Genomic DNA, 19445 nt, shown 5'->3' on the forward strand with positions numbered 1-19445 from the left:
TAGTCAAACTACCGGGCAGGATGTTCCATTTCTTTATTTGCGTCGAGTCGACGGTGCGAGGACGTCGACTTTATGAATACTTCAATTTGACCCGCAGTGGTATCGTGCCAGCTGAATTGCTCGGCGTAGGCTCTGGTCGCAGCATGATCCGGATAATTTGACCGCAGCGCATTGACCGCGTTTGCAATGCCCTGAGCAGATCGTTCTGCCATCAAAATGCCGGCCGCCGGTGAGGCTACTACTTCAGGGGTTCCCCATACACTGCTGGCTACCACGGGTGTGCCGCAAGCCATCGACTCCAATAGCACATTTGCCCAGCCTTCACGGCTGGAAGCCAGAATGCTGGCGTCAGCCGCCGAGTAGAATTTCGGCAACTCGTGGTGAGGAATCGAACCGAGGAACGTGACGCGATCCAGAACGTTCAATTGACGCGCCAGGTTTTCCAATTTGCGTTGCTCCGGACCGCTTCCGGCAAGCAGGAGCCTGACATCGCCGAGCATCGGCATTGCCTCAATGATGAGCTCATGTCCCTTGACCGGCACAAGGTTTCCGACAGATAGCAGCGTGAAATGATGGAATCCCAACGTTGCTCTCTGCGACTCTCTGTCTCCTGGCCTGAACAAATCGAGATCCACACCGTTCCGCAGCGTCGTGATGTGATCAGCCCGAACGCCTAGACTTATCAGCTCGGTTTTCAAGGCATTGCATACCGTGATGATGTGGGCGGCATTTCGTGCTGCCCACAGGATCAATTGCCTCGGCACCGCATACTTTGGAATAAGGGTAATGTCAGAGCCGCGCGCAGTAATCACTACCGGCCTGTTGAAGTACTTGCCAAGCATGACCGCCGCTACACCGTCCGGAAAGAAGTAATGCGCATCGATTGCGTCGAAGTCATAACCTTCATCGATCAGCCTCCCGATTGCGGCTTTGGCAGCGTTGGCGAGGAGGAGAGGCGAGACCGTCATTCCTACCTTTGGAATAGCCAGGTAGCGCGGATGAAAAACATTGAGGTCAGAGCGCAGCTCCTGGGCGGGCGCCATTGCAAACTTGCTGTACTTTCCAAATGCCTGATGGCTGATGGGAAACCAGGGTACTGGGGCGACTACCCTGGATTCAACCTCCCCGCTCGAAACAAGATGGCGAAGGCGGGTTTCCACAAATATTCCCTGATTCGGGGTGGCCGAATTCGGAAACAGCGTGGTAAAGGTCAACAGCTTCATTTCTTCTGCATCTTGATCAAATTGTTATAGATGGAATCGTACCGGGCCACGCTGCGCGGCCAGTTGCGTTCGTTCTCGACGAATTGACGCGCCGCCTTGCGCAGGACGGGCCAGCGCTCGGTCGCCGCCAGCAGATCCAGTGTCTTGTCGGCGAGCGCCTGCGGATTTCCTGCTTCGAACAGCACGCCGGTCTTGCCATCTTCGATCAGTTCATGGTGGCCGCCCACGTCGGACGCCACCATGAGCCGCCCCTGCGCCATCGCTTCCAGCGGCTTGAGCGGTGTGACGAGATCGGTCAGGCGCATGCGCAGCCGCGGGTAAGCCAGCACATCGATCAGGTTGTAATAGCGTTGCACTTCCTGGTGCGGTACGCGGCCGGTGAAGATTACCTGGTTTTGCACGCCAAGTTCAACGGCCAGTGCCTTGAGCTGCTTTTCCTGCGGGCCGCCACCGACCAGGAGCACGCGGATGTCCGGATTGCGTGCCAGCATGACAGGCAGCGCGCGCAGGAGGATATCCAGACCTTCATACGCATAGAAGGAACCGATGAATCCGAGCACGGCCTTTCCAGCCAGTCCAAGCTTGTCGGCGAGGGCGAGATCGGGTTTTTCGTCGGTCTGGAAATCCTCGACGTTGACTGCGTTGGGAATGACGGTGACTTTCTGCGCAGGGATGCCGCGTTCCAGGATGTCGCCACGCAGTCCTTCGCAAATCGTCGTGACAGCGTCCGCTTCGCGCAGCGCGCGGGTTTCCATCGCGCGCGTGAGGCGATAACGCATTCCCCATTCGGTGCTGGTGCCGTGGTCAACCGCGGCGTCTTCCCAGAAGGCGCGGACTTCATAGACGACGGGAATGTTGAGCTTGCGGCCGACGCGCAACGCCGCGATACCGTTCAATGCCGGCGAATGCGCATGCAGGATGTCCGGTTTGACTTCCTTGACCGCTTCCGCCAGCCGCTTTTCGAGCTGGTCGATGACTGCCAGCTGCTTGAGCATGGGCAGGCGGCCCTTGAGCGAGGTCGACGGCGGCGTGCGGAAGAAATGCCAGCCGTCGACGTCTTCTATGGGACCATCGAATTTTCCCTGCTTGGGGCCGGTGATGTGGCAGGTTTCCCAGCCGAGCGCGCGCTGTTCCTTCAGGATGGACAGCGTGCGAAAGGTGTAGCCGCTGTGCAGCGGGATCGAGTGATCGAGGACGTGCAGGATACGCAAGTTACATCCTCCACTTGCCGTCAAGGTTGCGCAGGAACGATTCGAACATCAGCAGTGTCCAGAGCGGCGCGCTGTAGTCGCGGCGGCCCGACTGGTGGTGCTCCAGCATCTCTTCCAGGAAGGCCGGATCGAAGATGCCGGTGCGGGCCAGCGTTTCACCGAGCAGCGCGTCGCGGATGCGCTGGCGCAGCGGGCCGCGGAACCAGCTTGCGAGCGGCACCGAAAATCCCATCTTGTCGCGATACAGGATGTCTTCGGGGAGATGTTTCTCCAGCCCCTTCTTGAAGATGTACTTGCCTTCCGTGCCGCGCAGTTTCATGGATGACGGCAGGCCGGACATCCACTCGACAAGCTTGTGGTCGAGCAGCGGCACCCGCACCTCCAGCGCATGCGCCATGCTGGCGCGGTCCACCTTGGTCAGGATGTCGCCGACGAGATAGGTTTTCAGGTCGAGGTACTGGATCAACGACAGCGGATCTTCCGAGGGGCAGTTCTCTGCATGGCGCTGCAGCACGCTGTCGGCATGGTAGCCATTGAGCTTGTTCTTGAAGCCGTCGCTGAAGAGACGCTGCCGCATCTTGTCGTTCATGATCGACACGGTGTGGAAGTAGCCTTCCACCGAATCCCGCGCCAGCGCTTCAAAGGTCGATTTCGCACGGAACACCCTTGGTGCCCAGTCCGCCTTCGGATAGAGCTGGCCCAATGTTCCGAAAATCGGCTTGCGCGCGGCGAGCGGGATTGTCGAGCGCAGGCGTTCTTCGTACATATGCCAGCGGTAGCGGCGGTAGCCGGCGAGGTTCTCGTCGCCGCCGTCGCCCGACAGCGCCACGGTCACGCGCTTCCTTGCCAGTTCGCAGACACGGTAGGTCGGGATGGCGGAGCTGTCCGCGAACGGTTCGTCATACAGCGCCGCCAGCGTATCGATCAGGTCGAAATCGTCCTTGTCGACCTGTTCGACGTGGTGCGCGGTGCCGAAGCGTTCGGCGACTTTCTTGGCGTACTCGGATTCGTTGAACTTCGGATCGCCAAAGGAGATGGAGCAGGTATTGACCGGTTCTTTCGTCAGTCCGGCCATCATCGCCACCACGCCGCTGGAGTCCACGCCGCCGGACAGGAAGGCGCCCAGCGGCACTTCGGCCACCAGGCGGATGTCCACCGCCTCGCGCAGGCGCGAGATCAGTTCTTCCTGGGCTTGCTCGTCGCTGATCGGGCCGTGCGGCGTGAACGGGACGTCCCAGTACTGCTTTACCTCCGGTTGCGCGCCAATGCGGAGCGTCAGTGTATGGCCGGGCGGCAGCTTGAGTGCGCTGGTGAAGATGGTCTTGGGCTCGGGCACGTAGCCGTAGGCGAAGTAATCCTCAATGGCGCGCGGGTCGATCTGCCTGTCGAGGCCGGGATGGGCGAGCAGCGCCTTGAGTTCCGACGAGAAGGTGAACATGCCGTCGTCGAGCATCGCGTAATAGAGCGGCTTGACGCCGAGGCGGTCGCGCGCGACGAACAGGGTCTGCTTGTTGCGGTCCCATACGCCGAACGCGAACATGCCGCGGAAGCGGTCCACGCAGCGTTCGCCCCACTGTTCCCAGGCATGCACGATGACTTCCGTGTCGCAATGGGTGCGGAAGGTGTGGCCCAGCTTGACGAGTTCGTCCATCAGCTCGGGAAAATTGTAGATTTCCCCGTTGTAGGTCACCACCACGCTGTGGTCTTCATTGAACAGCGGCTGCTGGCCGGACGACAGGTCGATGATGGAGAGGCGGCGATGGCCGAAACCGACGCCGGGTTCGATATGGATGCCGCCCTCGTCCGGACCGCGATGGTGCTGCGATTCGTTCATGCGGCCAAGGAGCGCGCGATCGATTTCGCGCTTGCCGCGCGCGTCCACAATACCGACTATTCCACACATGATTTACGAGGCTCCCTGATTTTGATCTTGGTATGACATAACGAATCGTACATGTCCAGATAAGCGTTGAGCATGGCATTCATGCTGTACTTCTGCATGACGCGCTCCAGGCCGGCGCGGCCGTGCCGGGCGGCCAGTTCAGGCTGTTCGACATAGCGGGCGATGGCCTCGGCAAGTGCGCGCGGATCGCGCGCCGGCACCACCTGCCCGGTGACGCCATCGGCAACGACTTCCGGGATGCCGCCGACACGCGTGCCGACCACCGGCAATGCGGTCGCCATCGCTTCCAGGGCTGAACCCGGCGTGCCTTCCGCAATGGACGACAGCGCAAAAACCGAGAAGCTGCGCAGGACTTCGTTGACGTCGGTGCGCGCGCCGGGCAGCCAGACCTTGCCGGCGATGCCGGCGGCGGCAACCTTCTCCCTGACGGCAGCCATGAGCGGGCCGTCGCCGACGATGGCCAGGCGCAGCGCCGGCCACTGCGCCGGGAGCATGTCCTTGAGCAGGAGGAAGGCATCGACCAGCGTGGGATGGTCCTTGACGTCCTGGACGCGCCCGACCGTGCCGATGACAAAGCTGCCAGGCGGGAAGGGGGCGGATTCCGGGGCAGGTCCGGGCTTGTACTTGCCCGTGTCGATGCCGTTGTGCAGGAGGCGGCTCTTGCGTTCCGGGACGCCGACCACGGTGCGGTTCCAGCGCTCGAGATCGGCCGAATTCGAGTAGCAGCAGTCGTAGAACGGGATCATCATCCGGCGCAGGAAATTGTGCTTCCTGTTCCTGCCTTCCGGATCACTGGCGTCGCGTCCATGCGAGCCGCTTACCCGGACTGGCACACCGGCCAGCAGCGCCGTCACGCCGTATTCCACGGCCGACAGGTTGTAGGTGTGCACTACCGCTGGTTTCAATTGCCGTAACAGTTTCCATAGCCGCGCGTGGGTACCTGGCGCCATGCCTGCGGGCTTGTGCAAGTCGTAGAGCTCGACCCCCGGCTTGTTGATCTTTTTAGCGAATTCGGTGTGGTAGGTGAGCGACACAACTGCATGGCGGTAGCGGTCTGCCGGCATGCGGTTGATACGCTCGATCAGCATGTTCTCCAGCCCGCCAAAATCAAGGCGAAAGATCAGGTGAACGATCAGGGGCGGCGCGCTCATCGGCCGCCTCCTTGCTGCCGGGCTGCGGCCAGCGCGGATTCGATCGCGCCCATGTGCTCGGACAGGAAGGCGCGCAAGGCCGCGCGTGCCTCTGCCGGATTTTCGCCGAACGGGGCGAACACGATCACCGAAGCGCCGTCGCCGCCCTGCATGAGCAGCTTCTCCCGTGCCAGCAGGAACTTGCCGGCGTAATCGCTGGTGGTATGCGTTCCGCCGATCCAGTACCAATGCCAGGCGATCAGGGGGCCACCGGGGCCTTCGATTCTTGCTTCGCGCACCTTCAGTTGCCGCCCGCCGATGTTTTCCACCTGCGCGGCAGAGGCTACGTGACGGAACCCGGAATCCTTTTCGCCAACCATGCGATTGATCGAGCTGATGAGCTGCGAATCCTGTCGCGCGTCGCCGTAATACAGCAAGGAGAGTCCCACCTGCTTGCCGTCGCGAACGAAGAAATGGGTGGATTCAGCACTTGGCTTGCTGAACCGTGGCGCCCACCGGGTGAACGCGCTGCTTTGCTGCCAGGATGTCGCCAGTTTGTCCTGCAAGACCGCAACGGGACGGGCAGCGGCCAAGTCAATGTAGCGCGCATAGGCAGGCCAGATCGCGATGACGGCAATGCTCGCGCCGGCGGCGGCAATCACCATTCCGGCCGATACTGCGGCAGTTCCATGGCCGGCAGTAACGCTTTCCCGCTCGGTGGGAAGCCGGGCGTCATCGCGCCAGAAGCTGCCGATCCAGAACATGAAGAACATGACCAGACCGAAAAATATCCATCCGTAAATCAGGTGATCAACGCCGACGGCCAGCGTCATGCCGCTGACGTGTCCGAGAATGACGATCAGGTAGGCGCGGAATCCGTTTGCCACGATCGGTGCGACAATCGACAGGAGGATGAACACCGCCCGGCGCGTTAGAGAATGGTAGTTCAGATAAGCGTACAAGCAGCCTAGCGTGAACGAGGAGATCAGGTAGCGCACGCCGCTGCACGCTTCCACGACTGCCCAGCTGCCTGTCGGGATATCGAAGTGGGTACCGTTGCGCAAAACGGGAATGCCGCTCAACTGGAGTGCGGCGACCGTGAAATCCGCCGTCAATTCAATCAGCGGGTCGATAAATACTTCTCCGAATGGCACTGCAAGCAGCAGGAACAGGAGAGGAAACGCCATCGCCCATGCCACCCGTGGACCGAGCACTGTCAGGCAAATGAGAGGGAACATGGCGACGAAGGAATATTGCCGCACGACTTGAACGGCAGCCAGTTCCGCCAGCAGCCAGCCAAATCCGCAAACGGCCAGGAGCAGCAGGCCCGGCCACCATGGTTTTGCGGCGTCAAAAGGCAATTCGTGCCGTCGTCGCCAGATCAGCCAGAGCGAGATCGGCAGGATGATATAGCCGTGGGCAAAGGTCTCCGAACTATTCCAGATCGAAACGATCGAGCGCGCCGTGGTGAAATAGATGAGAAACGGTGCCAGGACCGCCACGACTGCAGCAATTCTCCAAGTGACCGTCGCGTCACGGCTTGCCGTCGTTGCGAGCATATCGGGCCCGTTCATCATGCTCATGCGGCCGCCGCTTCGGTCTCGAGCAGTGCGTCGACGCGCGCCAGGTTGCTCGCCCATCCGTACAGGTCGACGACCTTCTTGCGGGCAGCGGCGCCGATGGAGGTATCGGGCGCCGACAGCAGCGCATTGACCGCGGACGCATACTGCGCGACATCCTGCGCGAGCACGATGTCGCGTCCCGGTTCAGCCGCAATGCCTTCCAGTGCCTGCGGAGATACCACCACGGGGCGGGCCATGGCCATGGCTTCCAGCACCTTGTTCTGGATGCCGCGGGCAATGCGCAGCGGCGCGACGGCCACGCTGGCGTGGGCAATATACGGACGGACGTCGGGCACGGTGCCGGTCACATGCACACCCGGCCGTGAAGCAAGCGCCTGCACCTGCGACGACGGCCGCGCGCCGACAATGTAGAACTGCGCATCGGCATGCGCCCGCACGATCGACGGGAAAATCTCGTCGGCAAACCACTGGACCGCATCGACGTTCGGCCAGTAATCCATCGCGCCGGTGAAGACGATGGCCGGCTTGCCGTCGGTGTACGGGTTGACGAGCCCGGCGGACGGCGCGAAGTAATCGGTGTCCACGCCATTGCTGAAAAAACCGATGCGCGCACTGCTTTCCGGCGCCAGCTTCCTGAACATGTCGGCTTCCGGCTGGGAGACGAACAGCGACGCGTCGAAGCGCTGGGCGACGTGACGCTCATAGGCGAGCAACTGACGTGCTTCGTGGCCGTACAGCCAGCTCATCGGCCAGTGCTTCTTCTCGGCGTATTGCCGCCACTTGTCCGAATCGATATCCACGAAATCGATGACGCGCCGCGCCTGCGGGTAATCCATCACGTACTGCGCCATGGGCGAGGAAAACACCAGCACGCGTCCAATGCCCTGTTCGCGCATCGTGCGCGACACCCATTCCTGCAGGCCGGCATTGCGGTAATAGTCCACGCTCAGCACGCCGTTGGTCGCCAGGGCACCGAGGCTGCGCACGCGTGACTTCAGCGGATCGAGCGCAGCGAAATGCGTGCTCGCGCACATCTGCTTCACCGTGTCCACGTACTGCCAGTCGTTGGCATCGTCGACGAAGGTGCCGAGATGCACGTGATAGCGATCCGCCAGGTAGCGCAACAGGTGGTACGAGCGGATCTTGTCGCCCTTGTTGGGCGGATAGGGAATGCGGTGTACCAGGTAAAGGAGGTGTTCCACGCGATTACCCCAGGCTCTTGACGATATGCGGCCCCAGGGCATTGGCCAGGGGCAGCGGCATGCGTTGCCAGATCTTGATGAACAGCTGGAACTTCGGGCTTAGCGGATTATTGTCCGGCACCGTCGTCGAGCGGACGAGCTGGTATTCGTAATGCAGGGGTTGCGGCACAAAGCCCCAGTTCTTCTTGAAGTCGAATGCCCCGGTGCCCATCTTGCTGCGACCGAAGTCGAAGACCTTGTAACCCTTCTCGCACGCCCGGCGCATCAATTCCCAGTACATGAAATCGTTGCCCGCCACGTCGCGTGCCTCCGGCATGCCGCCGCCGTAATAGGGCAGCACCTCGTCGCGGAAGTAGAAGCTCAGCACGCTGCTGATGAGGCGGCCGTCCTTCGTGATGGTCTGGATTTCGCAGTCCTTGCCGAAGGTCTCCATCAGGATGCTGAAGTAGCGCTTCGAAAAGACCGGCGTGCCCAGGCGATGCACGCTGGTGGAGTAGGCTTGGAAGAAGCGTTCGACGTCGCTGTCGATCTCGCTCTGCAGGCCGGCCTTGATTCCCTTGCGCACCATGGCGCGCTGTTTCTTGGGAATGGCGAGCATGTTTTGCTCGACGTCGGGCAGGATCTCCTTGCGGAAGGTGACGTAGAGCGACTTGCTCGGCCAGTCAGTGTGGCGGGGTTGCAGGTTGCGGTATTCGAGCTGTCCGACGTTCAGCTCGCGGGCGAGTTCCTGCGCAGCCTTGTCCAGCGCATCGCGGGCAGCATCGTTATTGGCGGCGACTCCGCCATACACGCAGAAGGGCAGGGAGCTGAGGGAATGGCCGAACAGGCGGCTCTTGACCTCGGCCAGGCACACCACGCCCTGGATTGTCCCTTCGGCTTCGGCATACATGAACCATGTCTTGTGACCGAAGGCGCGCTCGATCACGGATTGCCAGCCGGCGCGATGGAAGAACATCGCTTCCGGGCATTCCTGCACGAAGGCGTCCCAGCGGGCCGCATCTCCCGGGCCCATCAGTTTGACTACGGGCGCCGCTGCAACCGGCGCATTTCGCCGCTCTACCGCAGCTTCGATAATCGAATTCATTGTTTCGTCAGGAAGATGTGATCCATGCGACCCCACTTGAAGTCGCGCGTAAGCGCTTGCAGCCGAGATTCCATGCGATGCAGGTTGACGTAATGCCGGAAGCGCGTCTTCATACCGATATTCTTTTGCCGCGGCTGGCCGGTGTCGATTTCCCAGGGATGGAAATAGAAGATGGCCGGCTGTCCGTCCCGTTCGTTGACCTGCTGCATCAGCCAGCGCGACAAGGCATAAGGGAAGAAGCGGAAATATCCGCCCCCGCCCGCGGGCAGGTTGCGGTTCATGAGGCGTACCGTCGTGATCGGCAGTTCCAGCAGGCCGTCCTCGCTCCTGGGATAAAAGGCGAAACGCGGCGCGTCCGGCATGCCGTAGTGGTCGTGCCGGACCGGATAGATGCTCGAGCTGTAGCGATAGCCTTCACTGTGCAGGACGTCGAGTGCCCACAGGTTGTTCGTGCCGATGGAAAAACTGGGGGCGCGATAGCCCTTGACCTCCTGGCCGCCGATATCTTCCAGGATGCGCTTGCTGCTGCCGATGTCGTCGCGGAACTGTTGCTTGGTCAGGTCCGATGCGCGTTCATGGCCGTAGCCGTGGCTTGCAAGCTCGTGCCCCTGGTCGACGATCTGGCGCACCATCGTCGGGTAGCGTTCGGCGATCCATCCGAGTGTGAAGAAGGTCGCCTTGATCCCCTGCGCATCGAGCAGTCCGAGAATGCGGTCGATATTGGCTTCCACCCGGCACGGCAGCGCGGGCCAACTCTCTCTCGGAATGTGCGGTGCGAATGCCGACACCTGGAAGTAATCTTCCACGTCGATGGTCATCGCATTATGGATCGTTGTCGAAGTCATGCTCGTCTGCCGCCAAAGTTGGATCTCAGCACTGGAAGCCGTTGTCCATCCATTTCTCGATGGTCTCGGCAATGCGCACGGCTGCCTTGCCGTCCCAGTACTCCGGAATCCTTCCCGACTTGCCGCCCGAACGCATGACGTCGTCGAACACTTGCAGGATGGTTTCGGGATCGGTGCCGGCGATGGTGTTCGTGCCTTCATGCACCGTGATCGGGCGTTCGGTGTTGTTGCGCAGCGTGATGCAGGGTACGCCCAGCGCGGTCGTTTCTTCCTGCACCCCGCCGGAGTCGGTCAGCACGACGCGCGCGCCCTGCATCAGGCCGAGCATCTCGAGATAACCCATCGGCGGCAGCAGCAGGACGCGCGGCGTGTCGAGCAGGTCGCGCAGGCCGGATTTTTCGATGACGACACGCGTGCGGGGATGTACCGGGAAGATGAGCGGCAGGCGCTCGCTCACGCGCACGGCGATTTCGAGAAGCGGACGAAGGACAGCAGGGTCATCGACGTTGGAAGGGCGATGCAGGGTAAGCAGCGCATGGTGCGTGTGACCCTCCATGAAGTCGGGACGTCCGGCATCCTGCGCGATTTTCGAAACAGGAATCGCGCGCGAGAGATTGTTCCTCAGCGTATCGATCATCACATTGCCGACAAAGTGGATGCGTTCTCCGGCAATCCCTTCACGCAGCAGGTTTTCCTTTCCGCTGACCTCGGTCGTGAACAGGAGGTCGGAAATCTGGTCGGTCAGGACGCGGTTGATCTCTTCGGGCATCGCACGGTCGAAGCTGCGCAGGCCGGCCTCGACGTGGATGACCGGAATGCCCTTCTTGGTCGCCACCAGGGCGCAGGCGATGGTCGAATTGACGTCGCCCACCACGAGCACGGTCGAAGGTTTCAGGTCGTCCAGCACAGGTTCGAACTTGCGCATGATCTCGGCAGTTTGCACGGTCTGCGTGCCGGAGCCGACTTCGAGGTTGATGTCCGGAGACGGAATGCCGAGCGCCTCGAAATACTGGTGGTTCATCGCCACGTCGTAATGCTGGCCGGTGTGCAGCAGGCGGACGGCGGGTTTGGTGCGCAATCCGTTGAGCGCCGTGATGATCGGCGCCATCTTCATGAAATTGGGGCGGGCGCCGACGACGCAGAGGATGCTGCGCTGCGCGAGGGAGCTGGCTGCGGTGGTTGTCATGGATTGGGCTCTTCCGGAACTTTGATCTTTGAAGAAAACAGCAACTTGGTCAGGGCGTCGATCATCGACTGGATGGCGCGCTCGATACGTGCGAGGCGCTCGTTCATGTATTCGAGGCTATGCGTGTTCGGGTCGAAGGATGGCGCCAGAATCGGTGCAGGGGGCGTGTCGGGAGCACTGGGCAGGGATGACTGGTCGAATTCCTGCTGGATATCCTTGATCACGGAATCGACATGCGTACGGTCGAAGGCATGGAGTTCTTCAAGGTAGCCCATCAGGAACAGGCGGTCGCACAGCGTATTGATCTTGCGCGGGATGCCGCCGGTGTATTCGTGAATGGCGGCGAAGGCGTCGTCCTGCAGCTGCGGATCGCTGTTCCAGCCCGCAGTATGCAAGCGGTGCTCGATATAGGTGCGGGTTTCGTCCGCGTCCATCGGACCGAGATGGAAGGTCGCGATTACCCGTTGCCGCAGTTGCAGCATGTCGGGACTCATCAGCGTCTTCCGGAACTCGGGCTGACCCAGCAGGAATGTCTGCAGCAGGCAGTTGTCGTTGGTCTGGAAGTTCGACAGCATCCGCAATTCCTCGATGGTTTGCGAATTGAGGTTCTGTGCCTCATCGACTACGAGCAACGCACGCTTGCCCTGTGCGTCGCAGGAGCGCAGGAACTTTTCGATGCGCGTCAGCAGCACTCCTTTGCTCGCATCCTCCAGGGGAATGCCGAAAGCGGCGGCAACCATTTTCAGGGTGTCTTCCGAAGAAAGATGCGTGTTGACGATTTGCGCGGCGACGATTTTCTCGGAATCGAGTTCCTGGAACATGTTGCGCACGAGCGTTGTCTTGCCGGCACCGACTTCGCCGGTGATGACGATGAAGCCTTCACCCTGCGACAGGCCGTACTGGAGGTAGGCCATCGCGCGCTTGTGGTTCCGGCTGCCGAAGAAGAACCGTGGGTCCGGCTTCAGCTGGAACGGCTTGGCCGCGAGGCCGTAATAGGATTCGTACATCTGACAACGGGCTCCACTAGAATTGCATCGAAACGAACGCAGAGATCGCGTTTTCCTGATAGTTGCTGAAGCCGGTGTCCGATGTTGTCTCGGCATGCCTCAGTTCGACCACGCCGTTCAGTCTGGGCTGGAACTGGTGTGCGAGGCCGACCCTGTACGTCGTCATGCGCTCTTGTGCATTGGTGGTCTGGAGTTTTTTCCTGATATGGTCGGCGCTGAAGTTCGCACTGGTGCGTCCCGAGAAACGCCAGTTCCAGAGCGCCGTGGCGCCGAGCTGGCGCGTATCCGCTGTTGTGATGCCGCCGGGCGTAGTAAGAGACACCGTGTCCAGGGATTGCGGCGACCGCATCGTATTCGAAACGGTGAAGATGACCGAGTTCTTTGCGCCCGTGATCGCGACCGATGCGCGCAGCGCCTTCTGCAGGTAGAACTGGGTGGTCAGGTAATTGACCGTGCGCGTCAGCGAGGCCGGAAGGCCGTTCGTCGCGATGAACCGTTCTACAGCCTGCTGGCGCAGCACGGGATCTGCGATGCTGGACTGGAAAAGCTGATCCAGGAAGTCTGCGGTGCTTCCCGTTGAATTCATTGCGATCTGGGCCGGCGTGTTCGTGACGCTTTCATCGTAGGTCACGCGCCACAATGTATAGCGGCTGCGTACGCTGGATTGCAGGGTAAAAGTCGTGCCGTAGAAATGCTTGCCGACACTCAGGGCGAGGTTCGTCCTTGCGGTCGGGTTCCAGGCGAATCCGCCGGAGTAGAACGTGCCCTTGGGATCTTCCGCGCCGGGCGCGACCACGTAATCGAACTCCTCGTAACCGCCTGAGGTGGTCAGGTAGAACTGCGGTGTGACCATGAAGCGGGCATCCGCGGTGGTGGTCTTCGAGTCGATGGAATTGGTGTTCGATCTTTCGGTCCGGCGCGTATCATGCCGCAGCCCCCACGCCAGCGTCCTGACCGATGGGGCGCTGGTCACGCTTAGCGTCAGCGCATCGATATCGCTGCTCAACAGCGCCTGCGAACTGGTGCTGACCTGCGTCTTCGTATAACGCAGTTCGCCGGCGGCAACGCCACGCCACTGATGGTGGAGATAGGGGCTGACTGTCGCCGTTCTGACCGTCGTCCGGTTCGGATTGACAGTGTAATTTCCGCTGGTGATCGTGCTCGGGCCGAACAGGTCGACATCCTGCTGGTTGACCGTCGCCGAGCCGTCGACCGACAGCAGGTCCTTGATCAGATGGGCTTGCGCAACGCCGTCCAGCTTGTGGAAGCTGCTGTCGCCCTTGTTGTCGTTCGCGTAGTTCAGGTGCTGGAATGTGTAGCGGGCCTTGACCGTCAGGTTGGGGCCGGTGCGGGATATGCTCAGGCCGGGCGAAACGTCGGTCACGAAATCGCCTTCTTCCAGGCCTCGCGGGGCCAGGCGGATATTGTCCGAGTAGGTCCCGCGCACCGTCAGGGTGGGCACGACTTTCCAGTCGGTCGCACCGGCCATGGGGGAAACCAGGAGGGCCGCAGCAGCGACGGTTGATACAAGGGGCAGGTAAGGCTTGCCGGGTTCGCTGTTCGACCGGGTCTTAATTGTAGTAATAGCCATAGTTTTCCAAGCCCCGAAACGCTTTGGCCTTGTTATAGATCAGATTGATGTTCGGGCACGTTTCAATTTGGCGCAGCGCGTTCTTGAGCGAGTACTGGGTCGTCTTCTCGCCCTCGACCACCATCACGATCTGTCCCATGCGAGTCGCCAGCGCGCGCGACTCCGTGGTCAGCAGCAGCGGTGGCGAATCGAAGATCACGATGCGGTCGTTGTAGCGGTGTGCGATCTCGTGGAGGAAATGGTTCATCGCCTTGCTGGCCAGCAGTTCGGTGGAATGGCGATGACGGTTGCCTGACGGCAGGATGCTCAGCCGTTCGATATTGGTCTTCAGCATGACATCCGCGACGTCAAGGTCGCGTTCCAGCAGGACGTCCATCAGGCCGGCATCCGCTTCGATCCCCAATTGCCGGGGGACGGACGGACGCGCCACGTCGGCATCGATGAGCAGCACGGTATGGTCGAATTCCATTGCGATGCTGATGGCGAGGTTGATCGAGCAGAACGTCTTGCCTTCGCCGGGTAGCGCGCTCGTGACCATTATCAGGTTGTTCGGCCGCGACGAGTCGGCTTTCTGTTCGAGGACGTTGGTGATCAGGCTGCGTTTGATCGCGCGGAATTCTTCCGCCACGCCGGAGCGCGGACCGTCCGGCGTAATCATGCCCCGCTCTTGCAGTTTCGCCAGGTTCAGTTCGATCCTCTTGGACTGTGCCTTGGAATCGACGGTGGGGGCCTGGGGCGCTTCAGCCTCGGCCGCCGGCTTGACTTCAGCCTTGGCAGCCGGCGCCTGTGTCGTGCGCGCAGATCCCGCTTGTGCCAGTTTGCCTGCCGCCTTTTCGATGATTCCCACACTGCCTCCTGGAGAAATTAATCAGGCCGCGCTTCGGCACAGCCCCTGCAACATATAGTCAATCCGTTCCTGTTTCCCAACAGCTGTTCCGGCGGAATCGCTCGCGCTACGACTTGAGAAGCAGCAGGCCGAACGCGCCGCCCGACAAAAGCAGCATGCCGGTGAATGAAGCCGTCAGGGCATACAGGCTCTTCTTGTGGCGCCGTTTTTCCGCCTCGGTCCAGTTCATGGATACGCTGCCCAGAACCGGGAGTCCGGTGACTTCGCGCAGGTGAGCGAGACTGACAAAGGTGGGGCGGATCTGGGTCAGGAGGAAACCGGCGGCCAGGCCGGCGAGGAGGGCGCCGACGAATACGATGGAGAACAGGCGCGGGCGGTTGGGGCCGGTCGGTTTCAACGGCACCGTCGGCGGATCGATGATGCGGAAGGTCATCATCTCGGTGGTTGCGCTCAGGTCGCCTGACAGTTTTGCCGCATCGCGGCTGGCGATCAGTTTCTCGTAATTGGCCTTGTTGATCTGGTAGTCGCGGTTGAGCTGGGCGAACTGTGCTTCCATCTCCGGCACCGCGGTGCTCATCGAACGCAGCCGCGCGACGCGTGCACTGTATTCCTCGGTGCGCGCACGCATGGATGCGACACGCGCTTCCGCATCCGACAGGGCGACCTTGAGCTGCTGGAGGACCGGGCTGTAGTTCCTGCCGATGGTCGTGCTCGATGCGCGCGCTTTTGCTTCCTGGATCTTGCGGGCTTCCAGTTGGGCGATGAGGCGTTTTGTCGCGACGATGTCCGGGTGCTGCTCGGTGAACTGAAGGCGGTAGCTGTCGAGGGTCTTGTTCAGTGCTTCGATGCGGGCATCGAGTTCCGGATTGACGGTGGCGTTGGCTGTCTGGGTATTGTCGCCTTCGAGGATCGGCTCTTCGCCGGCGATTTCCTTCTTGATGGAATTGCGGGCCTGTTCCGCCTCCAGCAGTTCCAGCCGCGCCTGGTTGAGCTGCTCTTCCGCCTGTACCAGCTTGCCGCCGAAGTCGCCGTCTCCCCGTGTGACCAGCGAACTGTTCTTCAGCTTGAATTCCTTGATCGCGTTTTCCGCGCTGACCAGCTTCTCTTCATATTGCTTGATCTGCTCGTCGATGAAGCGGACGGCATTGGCCGAATCCTGTTTCTTGTCGCCGAAGCTGCCCTCGATGAAGATCGTGAGCAGCGATTCGACGACGCTCTTGGCGACCTTCGGATCGGCGTTGCCGTAGGTGATGGAATAGATGTCGTGGCTGGCCGTTCCGGTGATCTTGATCTGGGACATCAGCGCGTTGACGTAGGCTTCCTTGTCCTGGTTCGATTTGGCGCTGATGTCCAGGTCGACCATGCGCATCACGCGCTCTACGTTGGGCCGGCTCAGCAGCGTCTTGCTCATGATCGAGACTTGCTGCTCGACGTCCGGAATTGTCGTCATGCCGGAGAGCAACGGCTTCAGGATCGATTGCGTATCGACGAACACGCGCGCGGAAGCCTGGTAATTGTTGGGGAGGGTATATACCGTGAAAAAACCGATGAGGACAACCGCCCAGGAAACCGCCATGGAGTACCAGCGGTATTTCCAGATGCCCTTGGCGGCGGAAAATAATTGGGTTACCAGCTGCTCCATCCTTTAAAGCCTCCCTCTTACTTATGCGGACTTGACGAACCCAATATTAATGTCCAACCGTCAAGTGATTATACCTATTATTGATTGCAGTCATTATAATTTAGCAAGGTTTGGATACTTGTGGTAATCATGGCGTATGCTTGACAAGAAGCAAATGCCTGCAGATATTGCACTCAGGCGTTGATTCGTTCTGCGGCTTGCCGAAAACCGGTCATTTTTTGTCTTCGCAGGGCGTGCGCAATCAGTCCGGGCAGGCTGTTTCCAATATGAAATATCAATCCGCCTTTGCGGCGGCGACACCAAAAAAAGGGGGGGGCAACGTGAACAAGATGTTTACCGAAAGCATGGCGAGGGCCGGACGTTTGGCAATGGTGTGCGCTGCGTTCGCACTGAGTGCTTGCGCCACGGATGGCGGCGTGGCCGAAGCGCCGGAAAGCGCCGGGGTAAAGCATGAATACCTGATCGGCCCCGGCGATACCATCAGCATCAATGTCTGGCGTAATCCCGAGGTGTCGCAGGTTGTCCCGGTACGCCCTGACGGCAAGATCAGTACACCCCTGGTCGAGGACCTGGTTGCCAGTGGCAAGACCACGACGCAACTGGCACGGGATATCGAGCAGGTGCTCGGCAAATTCCTCCAGCAGCCAGTGGTGACGGTCATCGTGACCGGCTTCGTCGGGCCGTATTCCGAACAGGTCCGCGTGATAGGACAGGCCGCAAAACCGCAGGCCTTGCCTTATCGCCAGGGCATGTCGGTCATGGATGTACTGATTGCGGTAGGCGGGCTGGCTGAATTTGCCGCGGGCAACCGTGCAAGCATTGTCCGTACCGTGGACGGGAAACAGCAAAAGATTGCCGTACGCCTCGACGATCTGATCAAGAAGGGCGACATCTCCGCCAACACGCCGATGCGTCCCGGCGACGTGCTCGTTATTCCCGAAAGTTTCTTCTGATTTCACCCGGGTCGCCGGCCGTGATCGCGGCCGGGACTGTCAGGGACGGGGTGGGGAGCCCTTTTCCATTAGCTCCTGAATGTATTTGCCCGGGATGGCATATGTGATGCCGCTCGGTTGCGTAAGGACCGTTTCTTTCGTTCCTTTCACGACGACCTTGTTGATGACACCGAGGACATTGCCGGTGTCTGGATCGTAGAGCGGACTGCCGCTGCTGCCCGGATAGGCTGTTCCATCGAGCTGGAATACCAGGTAGGGCGCGTTGCGCAACTGCGCGATCATCTTCGCATTCAGGTTCCTCGACGCCGGCGCGGGATCGGCGACCGGCGTAATTGCGGCTACCAGCGCCCGATGCGTAACGTGGTGGAATCCAAGCACCATGCCGAGCGGAAATCCGGTAAAGACAAGAGAATGTCCTTCGCGTACGGAATCGGAATTGCCGATTTTCAACGCAGGGAGCGGGGATCCGGCGATGCGCAGCTGTGCGAGGTCACGCTCGGAGTCGGTATTGATGATTGTCGCGGCGCGCAGGTCCGCGGACTGGTTGCTCCCGGTGAGCACGCCGAGCAGTTCGCTCCCGTCCTCGATGCCGGCCTGTTTTACGACATGCGCATTCGTGATGACCGTGAGTCCGTCGCTGACGACGAAGCCGGTGCCGATGAAGTGAATGGGTGGTGTGCGCCCCTTCTTCAGGGTTGCAATGCCGACGACCGAGGGTTTTATCCGGGCGATGGTGCCGGGCAAATCCTCCGCCACTGCAGTGTTGGAAAATGCCGCGAGCATGGGCGACAGGCAGATGAGACCGAGGCGAAGAATGTTCATGAAGTTTCAAATAGTGTGCATCGGCATGATTGCAAAGACTATAATGAAATTTCCGCCGATGCCAGTCGAGTCTTCTTTGCCGGATGGCTTGGTTCCACCTGTCGGAAAATTTTACATGCGGGCTGCAATTCTTTTGCCTCATGTTAAATTTTATTGATGGTTATCAGCAACGCATTGATTCGTATAGGTTATTTTGTTCGGGTAAAGGCTTGGAACGGCTTTTGCTAAGGATGGTGATGGCTTGGCTGTCCTTACGCCATCAAAGACCAACGTGCAGTGGAGCGTTACATGACCCCCAACGGTCGGCAAGACGAAAAGATTGACGACAAGAATGCATCCGGTACCTCGCAGCAGGGACTGGAGAATCCTGGCCGTCGGCGTTTTGGCCGGTCGGGGATCGCTGCATCCGGCATCATCGCGACGTTGACCAGCCGGCCGGTTCTCGGCACCGTCTGCAAGAGTCCATCCGGGTTCCTGTCTGGCAACCTGAGCAAGCCTGAAGACAACAACGTGGTTTGCGCGGGCCGTTCGCCGGGTTATTGGAAGAATCATAGTTGGCCCATTCCGAACCGGACTACGGTGAAGTTCAGGACTGTGTTTACCGTTCCAGTGGGCTCGCCGTTCTACAACATAACGATGCTCAATATGCTGACTGAGCAGACGTATGACAAGTACAACCTCGGCATGCACCTCGTCGCCGCCTATCTGAACTACAAGGCGGGATGGAGTCCGTTCCTGGACACGTCCAGGCTCCAGGCCATGTGGAATGAAATCCGCCTGAACGGCTACTTCACTCCGACTGCAGGGGTGAAGTGGACCCCTGAACAGGTTGTCTATTACATCCAGCAGACTTTCGCCTATTAAGCCTCCTGATTGCGAAGGCCTTATTACTTCCAGCCGCCTTCTCCATCCATCATGCAATGGCGCATTATTGACGACGACGCTCTCCAGCTGAGATTCTGGGACGGCGAGTTCGTCGTGTACAACGCGCTGTCCGGCGACATCCACGTCCTCGACGATCGTGCAGCGCAACTCCTGCAAGCACTGCAACAGGCACCTGCCGATGTGCTATCTTTGGTGCAACGTTTTGCCAGGGAATGGCAATGCGAGCCCGATGATGATTTGCAGCGCGAAATCGAAATGACCGTATCCGACATGCATGCGCTCGCCTTGGTCGAGCGCGTCTGAATTTGAATTTATCCTCCTTATCTCCGGC

General features: G+C 60.2%; 17 protein-coding genes. 3 read left to right on the forward strand and 14 right to left on the reverse strand.

From position 1 onward, the window contains the following. Positions 1-8: 8 nt before the first annotated feature. From AC3WOY_RS14555 to AC3WOY_RS14615, 13 genes are all read right to left on the reverse strand, one after another. Positions 9-1223, reverse strand: a complete 1215-nt coding sequence (locus tag AC3WOY_RS14555; protein WP_492424958.1) for a glycosyltransferase family 4 protein — start codon at positions 1221-1223, stop codon at positions 9-11. Beyond that, positions 1220-2434: a TIGR04063 family PEP-CTERM/XrtA system glycosyltransferase gene (locus AC3WOY_RS14560; protein WP_492424960.1), complete on the reverse strand. Its 1215-nt coding sequence runs from the start codon at positions 2432-2434 to the stop codon at positions 1220-1222. The genes AC3WOY_RS14555 and AC3WOY_RS14560 overlap by 4 nt, the downstream gene beginning before the upstream one ends. A gap of 1 nt (position 2435) precedes the next feature. Next, on the reverse strand, positions 2436-4337 hold the full coding sequence (locus AC3WOY_RS14565) for an XrtA/PEP-CTERM system amidotransferase (RefSeq protein ID WP_492424962.1): 1902 nt from the start codon (positions 4335-4337) through the stop codon (positions 2436-2438). Next, positions 4325-5488, reverse strand: a complete 1164-nt coding sequence (locus AC3WOY_RS14570) for a TIGR03088 family PEP-CTERM/XrtA system glycosyltransferase (RefSeq protein ID WP_492424964.1) — start codon at positions 5486-5488, stop codon at positions 4325-4327. The genes AC3WOY_RS14565 and AC3WOY_RS14570 overlap by 13 nt, the downstream gene beginning before the upstream one ends. Then, entirely contained in the window at positions 5485-7050 is a 1566-nt protein-coding gene (gene xrtA / locus AC3WOY_RS14575) for an exosortase A (protein ID WP_492424966.1), read from the reverse strand. Before xrtA ends, AC3WOY_RS14570 begins: the two co-directional genes overlap by 4 nt. After that, on the reverse strand, positions 7047-8252 hold the full coding sequence (locus tag AC3WOY_RS14580) for a TIGR03087 family PEP-CTERM/XrtA system glycosyltransferase (protein ID WP_492424968.1): 1206 nt from the start codon (positions 8250-8252) through the stop codon (positions 7047-7049). The genes xrtA and AC3WOY_RS14580 overlap by 4 nt, the downstream gene beginning before the upstream one ends. A 4-nt stretch (positions 8253-8256) precedes the next feature. Then, entirely contained in the window at positions 8257-9336 is a 1080-nt protein-coding gene (locus AC3WOY_RS14585; protein ID WP_492424970.1) for a FemAB family XrtA/PEP-CTERM system-associated protein, read from the reverse strand. Continuing rightward, positions 9333-10181, reverse strand: coding sequence for an XrtA system polysaccharide deacetylase (locus tag AC3WOY_RS14590; RefSeq protein WP_492424972.1), 849 nt, complete (start codon positions 10179-10181; stop codon positions 9333-9335). The genes AC3WOY_RS14585 and AC3WOY_RS14590 overlap by 4 nt, the downstream gene beginning before the upstream one ends. Positions 10182-10206: 25 nt before the next feature. After that, a complete protein-coding gene (gene wecB, locus AC3WOY_RS14595) occupies positions 10207-11367 on the reverse strand; it encodes a non-hydrolyzing UDP-N-acetylglucosamine 2-epimerase (RefSeq protein ID WP_492424974.1) in 1161 nt (386 codons plus the stop codon). Beyond that, entirely contained in the window at positions 11364-12374 is a 1011-nt protein-coding gene (locus tag AC3WOY_RS14600) for an XrtA/PEP-CTERM system-associated ATPase (protein WP_492424976.1), read from the reverse strand. The genes wecB and AC3WOY_RS14600 overlap by 4 nt, the downstream gene beginning before the upstream one ends. A 16-nt stretch (positions 12375-12390) precedes the next feature. Next, positions 12391-13965 carry a TIGR03016 family PEP-CTERM system-associated outer membrane protein gene (locus tag AC3WOY_RS14605; protein WP_492424978.1) on the reverse strand — a complete coding sequence of 525 codons (1575 nt, stop codon included), beginning with the start codon at positions 13963-13965 and terminating at the stop codon, positions 12391-12393. Beyond that, on the reverse strand, positions 13946-14812 hold the full coding sequence (locus tag AC3WOY_RS14610) for an XrtA-associated tyrosine autokinase (RefSeq protein ID WP_492424980.1): 867 nt from the start codon (positions 14810-14812) through the stop codon (positions 13946-13948). Before AC3WOY_RS14610 ends, AC3WOY_RS14605 begins: the two co-directional genes overlap by 20 nt. A gap of 106 nt (positions 14813-14918) precedes the next feature. Next, positions 14919-16454, reverse strand: a complete 1536-nt coding sequence (locus AC3WOY_RS14615) for an XrtA system polysaccharide chain length determinant (RefSeq protein WP_492424982.1) — start codon at positions 16452-16454, stop codon at positions 14919-14921. Positions 16455-16783: 329 nt separating this feature from the next. Here AC3WOY_RS14615 and AC3WOY_RS14620 point away from each other — a divergent pair, with 329 nt between their 5' ends. Further along, positions 16784-17407, forward strand: coding sequence for an XrtA/PEP-CTERM system exopolysaccharide export protein (locus AC3WOY_RS14620; RefSeq protein ID WP_492429317.1), 624 nt, complete (start codon positions 16784-16786; stop codon positions 17405-17407). 39 nt (positions 17408-17446) lie between these two features. On the opposite strand, the gene AC3WOY_RS14625 is transcribed toward AC3WOY_RS14620, so the two are convergent. Then, the gene (locus tag AC3WOY_RS14625; protein ID WP_492424984.1) at positions 17447-18229 is read right to left on the reverse strand and encodes a S1 family peptidase; all 783 of its coding nucleotides are present in this window, start codon (positions 18227-18229) and stop codon (positions 17447-17449) included. Between the two features lie 288 nt (positions 18230-18517). Here AC3WOY_RS14625 and AC3WOY_RS14630 point away from each other — a divergent pair, with 288 nt between their 5' ends. Continuing rightward, complete coding sequence (locus tag AC3WOY_RS14630; protein WP_492424986.1) at positions 18518-19093, forward strand: hypothetical protein; 576 nt, start codon at positions 18518-18520, stop codon at positions 19091-19093. Positions 19094-19144: 51 nt separating this feature from the next. Next, entirely contained in the window at positions 19145-19417 is a 273-nt protein-coding gene (locus AC3WOY_RS14635) for an HPr-rel-A system PqqD family peptide chaperone (RefSeq protein WP_492424988.1), read from the forward strand. The last annotated feature ends 28 nt before the right edge of the window (positions 19418-19445 follow it).

The organism is Noviherbaspirillum sp. FW303-A3 (genome assembly GCF_058788695.1).

Bases quoted from the DNA above. Each gene is read 5' to 3' on its own strand.
- AC3WOY_RS14555 (WP_492424958.1), bottom strand. From the start codon at position 1,223: ATGAAGCTGTTGACCTTTACCACGCTGTTTCCGAATTCGGCCACCCCG.
- AC3WOY_RS14565 (WP_492424962.1), bottom strand. From the start codon at position 4,337: ATGTGTGGAATAGTCGGTATTGTGGACGCGCGCGGCAAGCGCGAAATC.
- AC3WOY_RS14570 (WP_492424964.1), bottom strand. From the start codon at position 5,488: ATGAGCGCGCCGCCCCTGATCGTTCACCTGATCTTTCGCCTTGATTTT.
- xrtA (WP_492424966.1), bottom strand. From the start codon at position 7,050: ATGAGCATGATGAACGGGCCCGATATGCTCGCAACGACGGCAAGCCGT.
- AC3WOY_RS14585 (WP_492424970.1), bottom strand. From the start codon at position 9,336: ATGAATTCGATTATCGAAGCTGCGGTAGAGCGGCGAAATGCGCCGGTT.
- AC3WOY_RS14590 (WP_492424972.1), bottom strand. From the start codon at position 10,181: ATGACTTCGACAACGATCCATAATGCGATGACCATCGACGTGGAAGAT.
- wecB (WP_492424974.1), bottom strand. From the start codon at position 11,367: ATGACAACCACCGCAGCCAGCTCCCTCGCGCAGCGCAGCATCCTCTGC.
- AC3WOY_RS14600 (WP_492424976.1), bottom strand. From the start codon at position 12,374: ATGTACGAATCCTATTACGGCCTCGCGGCCAAGCCGTTCCAGCTGAAG.
- AC3WOY_RS14605 (WP_492424978.1), bottom strand. From the start codon at position 13,965: ATGGCTATTACTACAATTAAGACCCGGTCGAACAGCGAACCCGGCAAG.
- AC3WOY_RS14615 (WP_492424982.1), bottom strand. From the start codon at position 16,454: ATGGAGCAGCTGGTAACCCAATTATTTTCCGCCGCCAAGGGCATCTGG.
- AC3WOY_RS14620 (WP_492429317.1), top strand. From the start codon at position 16,784: ATGTTTACCGAAAGCATGGCGAGGGCCGGACGTTTGGCAATGGTGTGC.
- AC3WOY_RS14625 (WP_492424984.1), bottom strand. From the start codon at position 18,229: ATGAACATTCTTCGCCTCGGTCTCATCTGCCTGTCGCCCATGCTCGCG.
- AC3WOY_RS14630 (WP_492424986.1), top strand. From the start codon at position 18,518: ATGACCCCCAACGGTCGGCAAGACGAAAAGATTGACGACAAGAATGCA.
- AC3WOY_RS14635 (WP_492424988.1), top strand. From the start codon at position 19,145: ATGCAATGGCGCATTATTGACGACGACGCTCTCCAGCTGAGATTCTGG.